Source organism: Candidatus Frankia nodulisporulans (genome assembly GCF_902806475.1).
GTDB classification, from domain to species: domain Bacteria; phylum Actinomycetota; class Actinomycetes; order Frankiales; family Frankiaceae; genus Frankia; species Frankia umida.
This window is the reverse complement of record NZ_CADCWS010000071.1, coordinates 1-17387: the sequence shown is the minus strand read 5'-3', so window position 1 is coordinate 17387 and position 17387 is coordinate 1. Positions and strand designations below refer to the sequence as shown.

Annotated in this window: 12 protein-coding genes, 2 pseudogenes and 1 riboswitch; of the genes and pseudogenes, 5 read left to right on the top strand and 9 right to left on the bottom strand. The window is 72.4% G+C overall.

The window, feature by feature from the left end; all coding sequences use genetic code 11:
• The 8 genes and pseudogenes from G6R24_RS09390 to G6R24_RS09355 form a co-directional block, all read right to left on the bottom strand.
• Positions 1-763: pseudogene (locus tag G6R24_RS09390) on the bottom strand (ABC transporter substrate-binding protein); the annotation flags it as partial.
• Positions 764-870: 107 nt separating this feature from the next.
• On the bottom strand, positions 871-1824 hold the full coding sequence (locus tag G6R24_RS09385; protein WP_163548853.1) for an ABC transporter permease: 954 nt from the start codon (positions 1822-1824) through the stop codon (positions 871-873).
• A 5-nt stretch (positions 1825-1829) separates the two neighbouring features.
• Positions 1830-2588: an ABC transporter ATP-binding protein gene (locus G6R24_RS09380; protein ID WP_163548860.1), complete on the bottom strand. Its 759-nt coding sequence runs from the start codon at positions 2586-2588 to the stop codon at positions 1830-1832.
• Between the two features lie 209 nt (positions 2589-2797).
• Positions 2798-4096, bottom strand: coding sequence for an amidohydrolase family protein (locus G6R24_RS09375; protein ID WP_163548851.1), 1299 nt, complete (start codon positions 4094-4096; stop codon positions 2798-2800).
• A gap of 174 nt (positions 4097-4270) precedes the next feature.
• Positions 4271-5362: a methylenetetrahydrofolate reductase C-terminal domain-containing protein gene (locus tag G6R24_RS09370; RefSeq protein ID WP_225438317.1), complete on the bottom strand. Its 1092-nt coding sequence runs from the start codon at positions 5360-5362 to the stop codon at positions 4271-4273.
• 4 nt (positions 5363-5366) lie between these two features.
• On the bottom strand, positions 5367-6869 hold the full coding sequence (locus G6R24_RS09365; protein ID WP_225438316.1) for an aminotransferase class V-fold PLP-dependent enzyme: 1503 nt from the start codon (positions 6867-6869) through the stop codon (positions 5367-5369).
• A gap of 47 nt (positions 6870-6916) precedes the next feature.
• Positions 6917-7031: riboswitch (SAM riboswitch) on the bottom strand.
• 150 nt (positions 7032-7181) lie between these two features.
• Positions 7182-7694 carry a DUF1634 domain-containing protein gene (locus G6R24_RS09360; protein WP_225438315.1) on the bottom strand — a complete coding sequence of 171 codons (513 nt, stop codon included), beginning with the start codon at positions 7692-7694 and terminating at the stop codon, positions 7182-7184.
• Complete coding sequence (locus G6R24_RS09355) at positions 7691-8527, bottom strand: sulfite exporter TauE/SafE family protein (RefSeq protein WP_163548848.1); 837 nt, start codon at positions 8525-8527, stop codon at positions 7691-7693. Before G6R24_RS09355 ends, G6R24_RS09360 begins: the two co-directional genes overlap by 4 nt.
• A gap of 271 nt (positions 8528-8798) precedes the next feature.
• On the opposite strand from G6R24_RS09355, the gene G6R24_RS09350 reads away from it, so the two are divergent.
• The 5 genes from G6R24_RS09350 (at position 8799) to G6R24_RS23660 (ending at position 16290) form a co-directional block, all read left to right on the top strand.
• Entirely contained in the window at positions 8799-9422 is a 624-nt protein-coding gene (locus G6R24_RS09350; protein ID WP_163548847.1) for a TetR/AcrR family transcriptional regulator, read from the top strand.
• Positions 9423-9764: 342 nt separating this feature from the next.
• Entirely contained in the window at positions 9765-11264 is a 1500-nt protein-coding gene (locus G6R24_RS09345; RefSeq protein WP_163548846.1) for an MFS transporter, read from the top strand.
• 592 nt (positions 11265-11856) lie between these two features.
• Entirely contained in the window at positions 11857-13647 is a 1791-nt protein-coding gene (locus tag G6R24_RS09340; RefSeq protein ID WP_163548855.1) for a phosphatidylglycerol lysyltransferase domain-containing protein, read from the top strand.
• A gap of 74 nt (positions 13648-13721) precedes the next feature.
• Positions 13722-14876 (top strand): alpha/beta hydrolase, encoded by a 1155-nt coding sequence (locus tag G6R24_RS09335; protein ID WP_163548845.1) that lies wholly within the window; start codon positions 13722-13724, stop codon positions 14874-14876.
• Positions 14877-15273: 397 nt separating this feature from the next.
• Positions 15274-16290 (top strand): rhomboid-like protein, encoded by a 1017-nt coding sequence (locus G6R24_RS23660; protein WP_338084424.1) that lies wholly within the window; start codon positions 15274-15276, stop codon positions 16288-16290.
• Between the two features lie 681 nt (positions 16291-16971).
• Here G6R24_RS23660 and G6R24_RS23655 read toward each other — a convergent pair.
• Positions 16972-17055, bottom strand: a pseudogene (locus G6R24_RS23655) (hypothetical protein); the annotation flags it as partial.
• Positions 17056-17387: the final 332 nt, after the last annotated feature.

Below are 17387 nucleotides of genomic sequence, written 5' to 3'. Positions count from 1 at the left end.
TCCAGGAACGCACCTCATGTGACCAGGTGTACGGCTCGGAGGTGGCGAAACCCTGCACGGCGTCGGTGCCGCCGGAGGCGACGAACGTGGTCGGGGTGCCGTCGTAGCTGCCGTCGATCTGGCTTTTCTTCAGGATGCCGGACCCGGTGAAGTAGTCCATGTAGGCGCCGCCCTGGAAGTACAGCACCTTGGCGTCGGTCTTGCCGATGTCGGCGATGGTCTTCCAGTCCGGATGCTTGTCCGGCGACCACTGGATGACCTGCGGGCTCTTCTCCAGGCCGGCGAGCAGGGCGACGGTCGGCTGGGTTTTCGACAGCGCGATCTGCTCGTCGGTGCTCACATAGCCCAGGGTGATGTCGGAATCCTTGTACAGCTGCGAGGTCACCGTCTCGTAGCCGACCGCGGGCCCGCCGGCGCGGATCTCCAGCTTCACCCCGGTCTTCACCCCGCCGTGCGCGACCAGGTCACCGCTGACCGACTTCGCCCCCGCGTTGATCTTCGGGTCGGGTCCGAGCAGCTGGTACTGGCCGCCGTGTTCGGATTCGGGGTTCCAGTCGGTCTGCAACACGATCGTCGACGGGCAGCCCGCCGCCGCCAGGTCGTACTGGGCTGGCACCGTCCCCGAGGCGCCGGTGGACGCGCTGGTCGACGCACTGTCGCCGTCGCTGCCACCGCTGCTGCACGCGGCGGCGGTGAGAGCGAGCGCGGTCGCGGCTGCCGTCGCCGCGACGAGCCGGGCGGGCCGTCGCCGAGATCTGATCAAGGTGGTACTCCCCGTGCTGTGTGGACGTCCCGGCCGGTCTGTCCGGTCGGTCGGAAAGGAACGTGGCGGTTCGGTGGGAATGCGGCGGGCCGATGGGATGCGGTGGGTCAGCCACGGTCGGGCTGATACCAGCGGCCGACGACGCGGCGGGCCAGCCAGCCGAAGAAGACGAACACGGCGACGCCGAGCAGGCTCGCGGTGAGCGTGGTCGCCCACAGTCGTTCACCCTCCAGCCGGGAGGTGAACACCGACAGGTTCGTCCCGAGCCCGGGATCGCCCTGCTTGAAGTAGAACTCACCGACGATCGCGCCGATCACCGACAGCCCGGCGGCGTTGCGAAACCCGTTGAACATGGACGGTAGCGCCGCCGGCAGCTGCAGTTTCCACAGCCGGGTCCACCGGTTGGTGTGATGCAGGCTGAACAACTCGTGCATGCTCCGGTCGACCGACTGCAGACCGAAGAGCGTGTTCGAGACGATCGGAAAGAAGGAGACGATGATGCGGCTGGTCAGCGCGAAACCGAAGAAGAAGCTCAGGACCGGGGTGAGGGCGAGAATCGGCACCGTCTGCACCACCACCGCCCACGGATAGAGCGAGTGCTCGATCCAGCGGGCCTGGCTCATCGCGATCGCGACCGCGACACCGAGCACCATCGAGATCGCCAGACCCGCGAAGGTGACCTCGCAGGTCAGTTTCAGCGCGCTCATCATCGAGGTGAAGTTCGTCCAGTCCAGAAAACCGATCCGGACCACCTCGTGCGGCGGCGGCAGCATGAACCGCTGCTGCTCGTTGAGCACACCGTCGGACACCCAGTACCAGATGCCGACGAACACCGCGAACACCGCCGCCGGCAGCACGACCAGGCTGACCAGCCCGGCCCGCCTGCGGGACGACCCACCGCGGCCAGGGGTCGGCGGGGCACCGGACGGTGCGATCCCGCCCGGATCGGTGACCGGCGCGCTACCGGCGCCGGCGCCGGTGGGGGTGCGGGTGGTGCTCGGGGCAGCCACGGCATCCGAGGTGGTGGTGCCGGCCGGGACGGAGGCGGTGGAGGCGGCCATGATGATCACTCGCTCCTGAGGTGGGCCGAGACCTGGCCGCACAGCGCCGCGAACTCGGGGGAGTAGCGCAGCTCGGGGGCACGCGGATAGCCGAAGGGCACCGGCACGTCCGCCTTCACCCGCCCCGGACGTCCGCTCATCACCACCACCCGGGTGGACAGGAACACCGCCTCGGCGACCGAATGGGTGATGAACAGGGCGGCGAAACGGCGCAGCACGAACATCCGCAGCAGTTCGTCGTTGAGTCGTTCCCGGGTCATCTCGTCGAGCGCGCCGAACGGCTCGTCGAACAGGAAGATGGACGGGTCGAGGACCAGCGACCGGGCCAGCGACGCCCGCATCCGCATCCCGCCGGACAGTTCATGCGGCAGATGTCTCTCGAAACCGTCCAGTCCGACCAGGCTGATCGTCTCGGCGACCCGCCGGGCGCGTTCGGCCCGGGAGAGATGTTCGAGTTCGGCGAGCAGCCCGACATTGGCCCGCACCGTTCGCCACGGCAGCAGCGTCGCGTCCTGGAAGACGTAGCCCACGTTGCGGGAGGCGACGTCCATCGTGCCGTCGGTGACCGCGTCCAGGCCGCTGGCCAGGCGCAACAACGTGCTCTTACCGCATCCGGATGGCCCGACGATCGAGACGAACTCACCCGGATGAACAGTGAGATCGGTGTCGACCAGTGCCACCGTGCCGTCGCGGAACCGCTTGCTCACCCCGGTGAACCGCAGCGCCGGTGCTGTCCGCGCAGCCCCGTCACCGGCGGGTTCCACACCGCCGACGGATTCGCCGCCGCTGCCGACGGTGGGCGCGGTGCCGGGCGAGGGGTGCGTGCCGTTGGACGGGCCGGGGCCAGCCGACGCGTCACCGCCCGTGCCCGCGCGCGTGCCCGTTCCAGGGTCGGCGGGCCCGTCTGATCCCGTGCTGGCGGCAGCGCCGGTGGACGTGTCGGTGGACGTGCCGGTGGTGGTGTCGGTCGGCGTCACAGAGCGGCCTCCCACGGTCGCGAGAGCGGGTGCGGGGCTGGGATGGCAGAGACGGCTGGGACAGCAGCGAGATCAGTGTGGACGTGGGTGCGGGCGACGATACGACCGGCGCGCCAGACGGTTCGGGCCGGGCCCGCCGCGGCCAGCGCGTCCAAAGCGGTTGGTCCCGGCAGGGCGACCAGGTCCGCGGGACTGCCCGCGGTGAGCGTGACCGCGGGCAGGCCGAGTACCCGTCGGGGCGCGGCGGTCACGGCGTCCAGCGCCGCGAGCGGGTCGAGATGGCCGGCGGTGACCAGCAGCGACGCCGTCTCCAGGGCATCGCCGCGGCCGACAGGGTTGAAGGGATCACGCAGGTTGTCCCCGCCGGCGGCGACGGTCACCCCGGCGCGGTGCAGCGGGCCGATCGCCGTCAGCCCACGTGGGGTGCCCACCGGATGGGCGCGTCCCTGCAGGTAGAGGTTGGTCTGCGGCAGTGCGACGACACCGATACCGGCGGCCGCCACCTGCTCGCTCACCCGTGCCTGCACGTCCGGCGGCTGCATGGACAGGCTCACGCAGTGACTCGCCGCCGCGCCCGGGGTGAACCCGGTGCGGATGACCAGATCCGCGAGGGTGGCCAGGGTGAGCAGGCGCGGGTCGAGGGTCTCGTCGGTGTGCAGGTCGATCGGGCGACCGGCCTCACCGGCCGCGTCCAGGCAGATCGCGACGGCCCGCGCGGGCTCGGGATCGAGATGCGGGCAGCCGCCGGCCACATCCGCACCCTCGGCGAGGGCGCGGCGCAGATCCCGGCCCGGCTGACCGGACAGCGGATGGGACACCAGCGCGACGAGTTGCAGCTCGACCAGCCCACGCCAGCGTTCCCGCACGTCGACGAGGGCTTCCAGGGCCCGCATCCCGGCGAGCTCACCGACGTTGACGTGGGTGCGCACATGGGTCGTGCCCGCCGCCAGGCCGATCCGCAGCGCCGCCTCGGCGCGGGCGACGACGTCGGCGACCGTCATCGCTGCCAGCAGGGTCTGCATCGCGGTGATCGCTCCGGCGAGATCACCGGTGACGTTACGGGCCACCGTCGCGGTCAGCGCCTTGTCCAGATGGGCGTGCGGTTCCACGAAGGACGGCAGCAGCACCTGCCCCCGCAGATCCACCTCATTGCTGGTTGCCACCCCGTTGCCGGTTGTCTGGCTGCCGTGCGAGCGGCGGTCGTCCACGGCGACGACCTGGCGGATGAACCCATCTCGGAGTTCGACGTCGATCAGGCGGCCGTCCGTGGTCGTGGCACTTCGTAGCCAGGTCATGACCTGCCGTCCTGTGCGGAGGTCCATCGGGGTGCGTCGCCACAGGTCGTGGCCTGCCGCACGCGTCCGATGTTCAGCACGCCAACACCCTCCGGCGCGACCATCTACGTACGGTTTCCATTCGATGGAGACCCTGTAAAACGCCTGCCGAAACCTGTTAAAGGTTGCTCTCCATCAGGTGGGGCGGCGGGCGTCCGCGAAGACGCGGTTGGCGATGGCGGCGGTGGCCCGGGCCGCGGCCCTTTCGTGGCCGGGCTGCGCGCCGCCGGACAGGTTGACGCCGTCGACGCCCGGCAGCGCCAGCATCCGGGTCGCGAGCCGGGCGGTCGCCGTGATCCCCGCCGCGGTCGGATCGGGGGCGTTCACGATGGCGTCCAGGAAGCCGGCGGGCAGTCGGGGGCCGGCGAACGAGGCGACGACGGCGGCGGTCGCCGCGCTGGTCACGACCGGCACGCAGGCCAGTACCAGCCCGGTGAAACCGGTGGCGCGCAGCCCCGCCACCGCCTCGCCGACCGGTCCGGGCCCACCGCAGTGGTCCACGAACACCGTGTCCGCCCCGGCGTCGATCTTGGCCATCAGGCGGGACAGCCGGTGGGCGGTGGGTGGTGCGGCCGGCGCGTGCGCGACGGAGACATGCGCGCCGTGCCCCCGTGCGAGCGCGACGACATCCAGACTGTCCAGATCGAACACGCCGGGGGCGTCGTCGCGATGCCCCAACGCCGGATGATCACCGGTGACGCAGTGCACCCCGGTGACCCCGGCGTCCAGGCAGGCGGCGACCTCACCGGCGAGTGCCACCCGGTTACGGTCCCGGCAGTTCACCCCGACCCAGACGGCTATCCCACGCCGGGTGAGCAACCCCGACCGGTAGGACGGCGGGAACTGGACCCGCGCCCCACCGTGATCGCCGAGCAGGCAGGCGTCCACGGCCGGGGCAAGGATCTCCGCGGTCTCGAGCAGGCTGTCGGTGGACAGCGCCGCGGCGGGCAGATCGGCGACGATCACCGGCCTGCGCGCCGCGACCTCCGTCAGCTCACCCACATCCCACACCTGGTCATCGGCCCCCGCCGGTCCCGTCGCCTCCACTGGGGGAGGAGGATAGGGCCAGCTGTCGAGCGCGGCCAGGAAGGAGCAGGCGCCCACGCCGGGTACCTCGCAGTCACCGTCGGCTCCCACTCCCGCGCACGGCCCGTGCAGCATCGACTTGGGACAGCGGGCGACCGCGTCGCTCCAACTGGCCCCGGTGAATCCCCCGGTGTGTGGCACGCCGTCACTGTCCGGCCGTGCCGTCGACGGACGGTTTCACCCCGATGAGCCCGCGGTAAAGCCTCAGGTCCCGCAGGGTCCCAGGGCGGGCACCTACCTGCCCGGCGGACTGGCCCGGGACCTGGGCGTACTGCTCGGCCCACGCGGGCAGGCGGCGCTCGTCCCGCACCGGCTGCCAGCCACCGTCGCGCTGGTGGTAGGACAGCCGCGGACCGGCGCGCAGGTAGTCCTCGAGCGCGACGAGCAGCCGGTCGACATGCGCCGACGTCGTGCCGACCCCGATGCTCGCCCGCAGCGCCCCACCCGGTGCCCCGAGTCGGGCCAGCAGCGGATGCGCGCAGAACCGTCCGGCCCGCACCCCGATCCCGTGTTCGGCCGACAGATACGCCGAGACCAACCCCGGATCGTGTCCCGGCAGGGAGAACGCCACCACTCCCACCCCCTGCGCGCGGCCCCCGTCGGAGCCCCCGTCTTCGGAGGCGCGGTCCTCGGGCCAGATGCGGTTGACGACGACCCGGCCCGGCGCACCCTGGTCCAGGGCGGCGAGTCCCCGCAGCAGCCGGTCGCGCAGCGCCGACTCGTGGTGGTGCCACTCCTCGGGGGTGATCTCGGCGAGGGTGCGGCAGGCGGCGGCGATCGCGGTGGCGCCGGCGAGGTTCGGCGTGCCGGCCTCGTGTCGGGCCGGTCCGGTGGCCCAGTCGACCGAGGCCGCGCCGACCTCACGTACCGCACCGCCACCGGCCAGGTACGGCGGGGCCGCGTCCAGCCAGTCGGCCCGTCCGACCAGGACCCCGGCGCCGAACGGCGCGTACAGCTTGTGACCGGAGAAGGCCAGGTGGTCGATGCCGAGGGCGGCCATGTCGATACGCCGGTGCGGGGCGAGCTGCGCCGCGTCGACGAACAGCCGGGCGCCGACGTCATGGGCCAACCGGGCCAGCCGCCGCAGCGGCGGCGCCTCCCCGGTGACATTGGACGCCCCGGTCACCGCGAGCAGCCGCACCGGCGCGGCCCGCAGCTCGGCGTCCAGCGCCTCCAGGCTTTCGTCCAACGTCGCGCGGACGGTGACGCAGCGCGCCCCGACCCGCCGCCAGGGCAGCAGGTTCGCGTGATGCTCGAGGTCGAACAGCACGACCTGCGCCGCCGCGCCGCCCGCACCCTCGGTGCTGGTGGACGCCACCGCGTGGGCCAGCAGGTTCACCGCGTCGGTGGTGTTGCGGGTGAACAGGACGGCGTCCTCGCCGCGGGCACCGAGGAAGCGCGCGACGTCGTGGCGTGCCCCCTCGTACAGCGACGTGCACACCGCCGAGGCGAACCCCGCGCCGCGGTGCACACTCGCCGAGTACGGCAGCACCCGGCGAACATGATCGGCCACGGCCTCCAGGCACGGCGCGCTCGCCGCGTAGTCAAGGTTGGCGTACTCCACCTGGCCGCCGCCGGCCAGTGGCACCTGTAGCCCCGCCCCCTCCACCGGGAGCAACGCCGCCTGGGCGGGCGTGGATGTGGGCACGGCAGAAATGATCGAGGTCATCATTGCTCCGAGAACAACCCGTGTCGGGTCTGCACTTGCCATCGGCTGGTCGCCGCGGCCCTGTCGTCACCCGGGGCACCCCGCTGCGTGAGGAGGGTTGCCGGCCAGCAAGCCGGGGCTTGGACGCTGGCACTCAGGACAGTGATCGGACTCTAGCAAAGCCCGCCATTCCCGGTCGGCACGGTGAACATGGCCACGCCGCGCATCGTCCACGCCGATCCCACCGGATCGGACGGCATCGGCCCGGGTGACGTCGGTTCGGTTGGTGTCGGTTCGGGTGACGTCGGGGGGCTACTCGGCGGCGCCGAGGGCACCTGCGACCAGGAGGAGCACCAGGACGAGCGCGGCCACCGCGGCCAGCTGCGGCTGACGTCCGCGAAGCCAGCACCAGCCGGCAGCGGCGACCCCGGCGGCCGGGGTGGCGGCGAGCACCACCATCCCGAGCAGCACGATCGCGTCCGCCCGGGCGTGGCGCAGCCCACCAGCCAGGTCGGACAGCCGCAGCGCGGCACCCGGGCCGAGGATGTCGCCGTGGGAACGGCCGGTCCACGCCGCGCCGTTCTGGCCGAACGCCGTGACCAGTCCGGCGGTCACCAGCAGCACCCCGAGAAGCCCCCCGACCCGCAGCACCCATGCGACCGGCCGAGCCCCGACCTCACGGCCGCGCTCCGTCACGACCGGTCCGGGAACGTTGGTGGCCCGTCCGGGGACGTCCATGGTCTGCCTGGGGGAGGTGGTGGCCCGTCCGGGGGAGGCGGTGGGCTGGTCGGGCGGATCCAGGGGCGGGGTGGTCGGGCGGGTCATGCCAGGCCCCGCAGCAGCATCTGGACGCTGATCACCAGCAGGACCGCGAGGAAGACCAGGCGCAGTGTCGCGACGGGCACCACGGACAGCAGGCGGGAGCCGAGTCGGGCGCCCACCACCGTGCCGATCGCGACCGCGCCGGCCAGGGCTGGCACCACGTCCCCGCGTTGCAGGTAGACGACGGCGCTCGCGGCGCCGGTCACCCCGATCATGAGGCTGCTCGTGGCGGTCGAGACCTTGAGGGGAAGTCGCATCGCGAGGTCCATCGCGGGCACCTTCATCGCACCCGACCCGATGCCGAGCAGGCCGCTGACCGTGCCCGCGGCGGTCATCATCGTCAGGCCGGTCGCGGTTCTGGTCACCCGGTAGGCGCGCCGTTCGCTTCCGTTCGCGACGTCGCCGTGCAGGGTGAGGACATCGGCGAGGCGATCACCGGGGACCGCGAGCGCGTCGGTCGTCACGTCGCGGCGGGTGCGCAGCATCTGGATCGCGCTGAAGGCGAGCACCACGCCGAAGATGGTGTAGAGGACGTGGGTGCTGAGGTGGCCGGCGAGCAGCGCCCCGATCACCGCCCCGATGACGGTGGCGACCTCGAGGGTCACCGCGACACGCAGGTTCGCGAAGCCCTCGTCCAGGTACCGGGGTGAGGCGGCGGCGCTGCCGGCGACGACCGAGATCACCGAGGCGCCGATCGCGAGCCGGACGTCCAGCCCGAAGGCGAGGGTGAGGATCGGCACGATGAAGGTGCCACCGCCCAGCCCCAGCAGGCTCCCCAGGGCCCCCGACGCGACGCACACGGCGGTGATGACGGCGATCTCCGCCAACGGGCTCACGGTACTCACCTCGCCTTCTGTTATTTATGTCTGATACAGACAATATCCGGGTGGGACCTTTCTGGCGAGGGAAGACGGCGCGGGCTCGGCGTCCGCGCACAGGTGTGGCAGGGGTCACGGCGTTTCGGGGGGTCTGAATATGAGTACGGCACAGTACTGTTTCGTTTGGTGGTCGACGGTCCCTGACCTGGCTGTGGCCCGCCTGGCGGGATCTGTGGGTGTGGTGATCGAGCTGTGACCGTGGTGCGCGTGGATGCGAAGGGAGGCATGTGTGTCGCCTCCGGAGGGTTCGGGCCGGGGCCGTCCTCGAGATGAGTCCCGCGAGCAGGCGATTCTCGACGCGGCGCTGGAACTGCTCGTCGAGGTCGGCTACGAGCGGATGAGCATGGTCGCCGTCGCGAACCGGGCCCGGGCCAGCAAGGCGACGATCTACCGGCGCTGGAGCTGCAAGGACGCGATGGTCGTCGAGGCGCTGCGTCGTCGGGCGCCCGCCGAACATGTCGCCGCCGACACCGGAAGTCTGCGCGACGACCTGATGGTCGACGTCCGGCTGATGGCTCGCTCGATCGTCGACGTCGGCGGTGGGCTGCTTATGGGGGTGCTGCGCGCGGCCTCCGAGTCCCCGCGGTTGGCCGAGGTCATCCAGGAGCACATGGTGCGTAACAAGGCCGAACTGTGTGGAAACGCGCTTGTGCTGGCGGCCAGACGGGGTGAGATCCCCGCCGATCTCGACGCCGTCCCGCTGGCGGAGGCGATTCTGTCCATGATCCTGACCCGGCAGATGTTCGGTGTCGGCCCGCTCGACGAGCGGTTCGTCACGCACGTCGTCGATGACGTCGCCATGCCGCTGATCGCGGGCCTGGCGGCCCGAGCGTCAGCCGCCTCGAACGTCTGAGCTATTATCTGTCCGAACGTCTGATCGGTTCTCGGGTCGACGTCGGTCGGGTGCGCGCCGTGCTCCGCGGCGGGCGCTGATCGTGTCACGTCACCGGGCGGTGTTCCGTCCTCCTGGTCAGACGTCCCCTTTGTCGTGCCGCCAGCAAGCCGGCTCAGCAAGCCCAGCCAGCAAGCCAGCCCGGTCTGACCAGCCCGGTTGGTGCCCGTCCAGCCAGGTTCGGTCCGTCCCACCCGTACGCGACGGCCATGTCGTCGTGCGCGGTTCTGCGCCGGTATGCCCATGCGCGGCCATCCGACGTGAACATCCGGCAATTCGATTGTTGTGGCTAGGAGCCCACTCGTGACCGATACCGTCGCCGCCCGGACAGATCATGATCCGGCGCCGCTGGCTGACGACGCTCCCGATCCACGGCGCTGGCTGGCGCTGTCGATCATCGCCGTCGCGCAGCTCATGGTCGTGCTCGACGCGTCCATCGTGAACATCGCCCTGCCGCACGCGCAGGACGCGCTGCACATCTCCACCGCCAACCGGCAGTGGATGGTGACGGCCTACACCCTCGCCTTCGGCGGTCTGCTGCTGCTCGGCGGCCGGATCGCCGACTATGTCGGCCGCAAGCGCGCCTTCATCTGGGGTCTGATCGGGTTCGCGCTCGCCTCGGCGCTGGGTGGTCTCGCGCCCAACGCCGGGTTGCTGTTCGCCGCCCGCGCGCTGCAGGGCGCGTTCGCCGCGGTGCTCGCACCGGCCGCGCTCTCCCTGATCACGGTCACCTTCACCGAGAGCAAGGAGCGGGCCCGCGCCTTCGGCGTGTACGGCGCGATCTCCGGCGGTGGCGCGGCGATCGGCCTCATACTCGGTGGTCTGCTCACCGAGTACGCCTCGTGGCGGTGGTGCCTGCTGGTCAACGTACCGATCGCGCTGGTCACAGCACTCGCCGCCGCGCCGATTGTGCGGGAGAGCCGCACCGAGGGCAGGGCCAGTTACGACCTGCCCGGCGCGCTGATGGTGACCGCGGGGCTCGTCGCGCTCGTCTACGGCTTCACCGTGGCCGCCGACGACGGCTGGAGCGACGCCCGCACGCTGGGGCTGCTCGCGGGTGCGGTCGCACTGCTCGTCGCGTTCGTCGTGATCGAGATGCGGACCTCCGCGCCGCTGCTGCCGCTGCGGGTCGCGCTGGAACGTAACCGCGGCGGGTCGTTCCTGGCCTCGCTGTTCACCGGCGCCGGCCTGTTCGCGATGTTCCTGTTCCTCACCTTCTACTTCCAGCAGACCCTGGGCTACAGCGCGCTCAAGACCGGCCTGGCCTTCCTGCCGTTCAGCGGCGGGATCATCGTCTCGGCCGGGGTCGCGAGCCAACTGCTGCCCCGGGTCGGGCCGCGGCTGCTGGCCGGCGGAGGCGCCGTACTCGCCGCGGTCGGCATGGCGTTGCTGCTGCGGGTGGGCCTCGACACCGGCTACGCCTCGCACGTGCTGCCCTCCGTGCTGCTGATCAGCTTCGGGATGGGATTCTCCTTCGTTCCGCTGTCGAGTGTGGCGCTGATCGGGGTTGACCCGCAGGACGCCGGGGTGGCCAGCGCCCTGGTCAACACCACCCAGCAGATCGGTGGTTCGCTGGGCACGGCGCTGCTCAACACGGTGTTCGCGACGGCGGTCTCCGGCTACCTCGCCGATCACGGCAACTCCCGTCAGGCCGTCGCCCAGTCCCAGATCGAGGGGTACACGACGGCCTTCACCTGGAGCGCGGTGCTGGTCGCCATCGCCGCGGTCGTGACGTTCGTGATGGTCAACGCCGGGCGGGAGGCGGCCACCGCGGCCGAAGGCACACCCGTGCACGTCGGCTGACATCGTCGGCTGACTTCGGCGGCTGGTCTGGCCCTCGGCTGGTCCGGTTCGCGCCATCCCGCGGGGTGGCCCGGACCGGGCCAGCGGGGTAAGCCCGGCGGGTCGATGTGGTCGGTTCGGCCCTCGGCCACCTCGATCGGGGTGGTTTACGGGGCGGTTGGAACGCAAGGGATTATCGTCTCCCGGGTCCCGTGCTGTCCCAGTCACCCGTCGGGGGGACGATACCTGCATGAGTACGTCCAGTGGGGGTGGCCGCATCGCGGGCACCCCGGGCTCGACCGGTCCGCGGCGTCCTGCCGCGGACCGGTCGGCCGTGGGTCGGCGCCTCGTCGGCGCGCCCGGGGCCCGTGGCCGTGGCTCCGCCCGCGGCGGTTCCGCTCCCCATCCCGGCGGCGGACGTGGCACCCGGGACGCCCCGGGTGGTCCGGCCGGTGCGGGTGGTTCGGGACGCTCATCCGGTCCGGGTGATCCGGCTGGTTCGGATCAGGCGGGTGGCAGTCGCGGCGAGCGGGACCGGGGGACGGCGCAGCGGCCACGCGGCGGCGGGCGTCCCCGGTGGGCGCCGGGTCTGCCGGCGTGGGGTCGGCCGTGGGTGCCGCGGGTCGCGGCGCTGCTGACCTGCGTCGTCGGGCTGCTCGACGTCGTCTCCGCCCTCACACCCGAGTGGCGCACCCGGCTCGCCGATCTGCGGGCGCTGGTGCCGGCGGCCGCGTCCCGCCAGGCGGCGGCGTTCACGGTCGTGGTCGGCCTGCTGCTCATGCTGCTTGCCGCCGGCCTGCGTCGGCGCAAGCGGCGGGCGTGGCGGGCGGTGGTGAGCCTGCTGGGCATCGGTGTCGTCCTGCATGTCGCCAAGGGCCTCGACTACGACGAGGCCGCGATGTCGGCGGGGCTGCTGGCGATGCTGGTGCTGGCCCGCGGCGAGTTCCGGGCCAAGGGTGATCCGTCCACCCGATGGCGGGCGCTGGGCGCCGCGGTCACGCTGGCCGCACTGTCGATCTGCTGCGGTTTTCTGCTCTTCCACCTGCGTGAGCACCGGATTGTCGGCGCGCACTCCTGGTCGGCGCAGCTCGAACAGATCCTGCTGGGCCTGGTCGGTATCCCCGGCCCGCTGCACTTCAGCTCCGACCGTTTCGCAGACCTCGCCGAACGGGTGCTGCTCACCCTCGGCGTCGTCACTATCGGTGTCACCGGCTACCTGGCGCTTCGTCCGCCCTGCCCGGCGCCGCGGCTCACCGAGGACGACGAGATCCGGGTACGCGACCTGCTCACCCGGTACGGCAGTGCCGACTCACTCGGCTACTTCGTGCTGCGTTCGGACAAGTCGGTGATCTGGTCGCCGTCGGGCAAGGCATGTGTCGCCTACCGGGTGGTCAACGGCGTCATGCTCGCCAGCGGCGACCCGCTCGGTGACCGGGAGGCCTGGCCCGGCGCGATCAGCGCGTTCCTGCGCGAGGCCGCCAACCACGCCTGGACCCCCGCCGTCATCGGCTGTTCCGAACCCGCAGGTCTCGCCTGGACCCGGGCCGGTCTCACCGCGCTCGAGTTCGGCGACGAGGCCGTCGTCGACACCGCGGCCTTCTCGCTGGAGGGCCGCTCGATGCGCAACGTCCGCCAGGCCGTCAAGCGGGTGGAACGGGCCGGGTACACGGTGTGCGTCCGCCGGGTGCGTGACCTCGACCCGGCGGCCATCGCCACCGTGGAGGCCCAGGCCAGGACCTGGCGCGGCGCGGAGACCGAACGTGGCTTCTCGATGGCGCTGGGCCGGATCGGTGATCCCGCCGACGGCGACTGCGTCCTCGTGCTCGCCTACGACAGCGCCCCCGAAGCCACCGCCGTCGGCGCGGACGAGTCGACCGCCCACACCGGCGCATCCGTCACCGGTACATCCGTCACCGGCGCGGGCGCGTCCGTCGCGGCGGCGGGCGCCACCGGTGCGCCACCACGGCTGCGGGCGCTGCTGCACTTCGTCCCGTGGGGCGCCGACGGGCTTTCCCTGGACGCGATGATCCGCGACCGGGACGCCGACAACGGCCTGAACGAGTTCCTCATCGTCAACACGCTGCGCCAGGCTGGCGACCTGGGGGTTCGCCGGGTCTCGCTGAACTTCGCGTTCTTCCGGTCCGCGCTCGAACGCGGCGAGCGCCTCGGTGCGGGCCCGGTGATCCGCTGCTGGCGTGGACTGCTGATGTTCATGTCCCGCTGGTTCCAGATCGACAGTCTGTACCGCTTCAACGCCAAGTTCGCCCCGCGGTGGACACCCCGTTTCGTCTGCTATCCAGCGAGCGCGGAACTGCCCCGGATCGCCCTGGCGATGCTCGAGGCCGAGGCGTTCCTGGTCTGGCCGCGGTGGCGTCCCCGACTGCGCCGGACGGAGCGGGAGTGACACGGTCGGCCGGAGGCGGCCCCTGACCCGCGCGGCGGACGCTGCGGGGTCGGCACGCGCAGGGGGGTGGATCGGTGGGGTCTTTGGTCATCATCGGGCGGTGGTTCCTGCTGTCGCTCGGGTCGCTTTCGGCTGTGGCCTGGGTGGGCTGCGGCTGTGCAGTCCGTCGGCTGCGGCGGCGTCCACGTGGGGGGCGGGTGCTGGCCGCGGGGGCCGGCGCGTTGGCGGCCACGTTGACGTTGGCCATGGCCGCGGACCTGGTCAACGCCCACTACAGCTACCTGCCGCGACTCGACGATGCGCTCGGTGTGCACTCCTGGCCCACCGCGTCCGCGCGGGAGGCGGTGGTCGCCGCGCCGGTGCGCCGACATCCGCAGGGCACCGTCATCGGGCTGTCCGTACCCGGCGTGCACAGCGGGTTCGGCACCCAGCAGGCCCTGGTGTACCTGCCGCCGCAGTACTTCACCGAGCCGCACGCCCGCTTCCCCGTCGTCTACCTCATGCACGGATCACCTGGAGTGCCCGTCGACTGGTTCCGGGCGGACCGGGCCGCCCAGACCGGTTCCTGGCTCGCCGGTAGCGGACATCCGGTGATCATGGTCGCCCCGCGGTTGAGCCACGGCTGGCTGGACGACTCCGAATGCGTCGACCGCCCCGGCGAGCGCATCGAGACCTACGTCGTCGAGGACGTGATCCCCACCGTCGACGCCGACCTGCGCGCCCGCACGGACCGCGCCGACCGGATCTTCGCCGGGATGTCCGCCGGCGGATTCTGCGCCCTCAACCTGGGCCTGCGCCACCGCGACCAGGTCGCCACGATCATCGACATGTCCGGGATGGACCGCCCCACCCATGACGGCGGCATGATCGGCCTGTTCGGCCGCCGCCGTGACCTGGCCCAGGTCGTCGCGGCGAACACCCCCGCCGGGTACGCGGCGCACCTGGCGGCGTCCCCACCGATGCGGGTCTGGCTCGACTGTGGCCGCGGTGACCGCGAGTCGTACTCCGACACCCGCTATCTCGCCGCCACCCTCGGTGCCCGCCCCGGTTTCCGGGTCGAGCTGCACCTGCGCCCCGGCGGCCACGACTTCACCGTGTGGCGCCCCGCCCTGCGTGAAAGCCTCGCCTGGACCCTCGACACCTCCAGCCCCGTCTCGGTCGCCGTAGGTGATCGCCGTCCGCCCTCGGTCCCCGCTCGTCACCCGGCATCCCACATCGCCCGCGCCTGATCACCCCGCGGGCCGCCCCCTGGGGACACCTGGGGACGGCTGGGGACTCCTGGGGCAACCAGGGCGGTAGGGGTTGCCCTTGCCCAGACCGCGAGGGACGGTCGCGGAGGGTAAACGGGGGAGCGCGGGTAGGGACGTGAGGAGTGCCTCGCGGCTCAACGGGGAATGTCCGTGCTCAGTGCAGCGTCATCTCAGTGAGCATCACCGTGTAGTGAGCACCGCTGTTCAGGCAGGGACCACCGCCGTCGCCGGGAGACGTACCCGCGGTGGTTGCGGTCCTGGGTGGACGGCCGGTCCTCGCGGGCGGCGGTGTGACAGCGGCAGGTGGCGCCTGCCGACGGATGACTGTCCTCCGGGGTGGGGGTGCTTGGTGAGACGACCGTGGCACAGGTCCGAGATGGTGTGCGGTCCGCCGATCGCCGGATTCCGCACGCTTGGTGCCCTGCCCGCGCGGCACGGGCGGCACGTGACACCACCCGCGGGGGCCCGGTCACCGGGTGCGCTGGTGGCGCTGCCGGAGGTGTCGGCGGTGCGGGCGGCGGGTCGACGGCGGGCGGCGGGCGTGGCGGCCCGGCTGGTCGGGGCGCCACGCGCCTACCCGGTGACGGCGCTGCTGCTGACCGCGCTGCTGACCGCGCTGCTGACCGCGCGGATCCTGCGGCACGTGACCCCGGAGCTCGTCCACCGGTGGTGGTGGGCGACCAGCACCAGCCTCGACCAGCTGGCGCATCATCCGCTGGGGGCGCTGTTCGGCAGCATCCCGTGGGTGACGGGGGGTCCGGTCATTCCGTGGCTGGCGCTGGCGGCGCTCGCGGTGGGAGGGCTGGAGGCGACCCTGGGCAGCGTGGCGGCGTTCGCCGTCGTGTTCGGCGGGCACACGGGTGCCACCCTGATCTCCGAGGGGATACTCGGCCTGCGGGTCGCGACGGGCAACCTGCCCTCCAGCGCGTTGCACATCCTGGATGTCGGTCCCAGCTATGTCGTCGCGACCGCGCTCGCCGCCGTCGCGGTCCTGCCGACGTCCCGCCGGCTGCGGCTGAGCTGCGCTGTCGCCCTGGGCGCCATCGCCCCGGCGATGATGTTCGACCTGGTCTACGGCGATGTGGACGGGATCGGCCACACCGCGGCCTTCGCCCTCGGCGCCCTGGCCGCCGCCCTGCCGGCCCTGCGCCGCCGCGCGGCCAGGTCAGCCAGCCACGCCACGGCCGGGTCGGTCGGCCATGCGGTCAGGTCAGCTGCCGGTCGGTGCGGCCCAGCGGACGGGTCCGCTGGCGGGGTGGGTGTCGAGGAGACTGTCGCCGGTCCCGTCCGGGTTGCGGACGCGCACGGGGCCGGTGGCGGCGAAGAAACGTCCCGCCGACGTGTCCTGGACATACACCAGCCCGCCCTGGGGCGACCAGCTGGGATGCCATGATCCGGGCGGCCCGACGGCGCGGGTCCCACCGCCGTCGACGGTGTACAGGTAGAGGCCGCCGGTCGCCGTGCTGAACGCGATCGTCCTGCCGTCCGGTGACCAGGTGGGTTCGGCGATGTCGTCACCGGCGACGGGCGAGGTGGCCAGCGTGGTGTCGGTGCCGTCGCGGCGCACGACGTGCAGCGCCTGGTCGCGACCGGAGCGGTAGGCGAGCCGGTCGCCGTCCGGGGCGAAGGACAGTTCGAAGGCGTCGCGGAGGGCGCTGACGCGGCGCCGCCCGCTGCCGTCGGTGTTGATGAGGAAGATGCCGCCGATGTTGCGGGCGTAGGCGATGGTGCGCCCGTCGGGGGAGAAGGTGGCGTAGTCCGACGAGCCGTCGGGTTCGTCGGTGATCTGGCGGGGGTCGCCGCCGTCGGACGTCCGGACGCTCACGATCTCGCCGTCCGTGCCGGTGAAGATCACCCGGGACGCGTCCGGGGACAGCGACGGATGGTCGCCGACGCCGACCTGGTGTTCGGTGCCGGCCGGGTCGACCACGATGATCGGGCTCCCGTTCATCGAGGCGCCGTCGGCGTAGCGCGGGAACACCCGCCAGCCACGCGCCTCGGCCTGCGATCCGTCGCCGACCTTGACCACCACGACGCTGCCCGGTGCCACCCGGGTCCCCGACGGCGGCGTGGTGTCCAGGACGCGGCCGCGCGCGGAGGTCACGCTCGGTTCGGACACCGTCCGCACCGTGAGTCCGGCACGCCGCAGCCGCGCCACGATGAGCGTGCTCTCCCGCCCCCGGTAGTCGGTCAGGGTGACCGATCCGGCGGATGGCCCGGCGGACGCGGACGCGCTCGCGGACGGCGTGGGCGAGACCGGGGGAGTCGCGTTGGCCGGTGGATCGTCACGCAGCCCGACCGCGAGCCCCACCCCGGCCGCGGCGACCACGACGACGGCCGCTGCCGCCAGCGCCGGCCGCAGCCACGGACGCCTCCCCCCACTGGCACGGGTCGGCCCGGCACCGGTCGGCCCGGCACCGGTCGGCCCGACGGCCGGGGGCGGGGGCAGCACCGGCGCGGGGGTCAGGCTCGTCGGCGCGTCCGCCGATG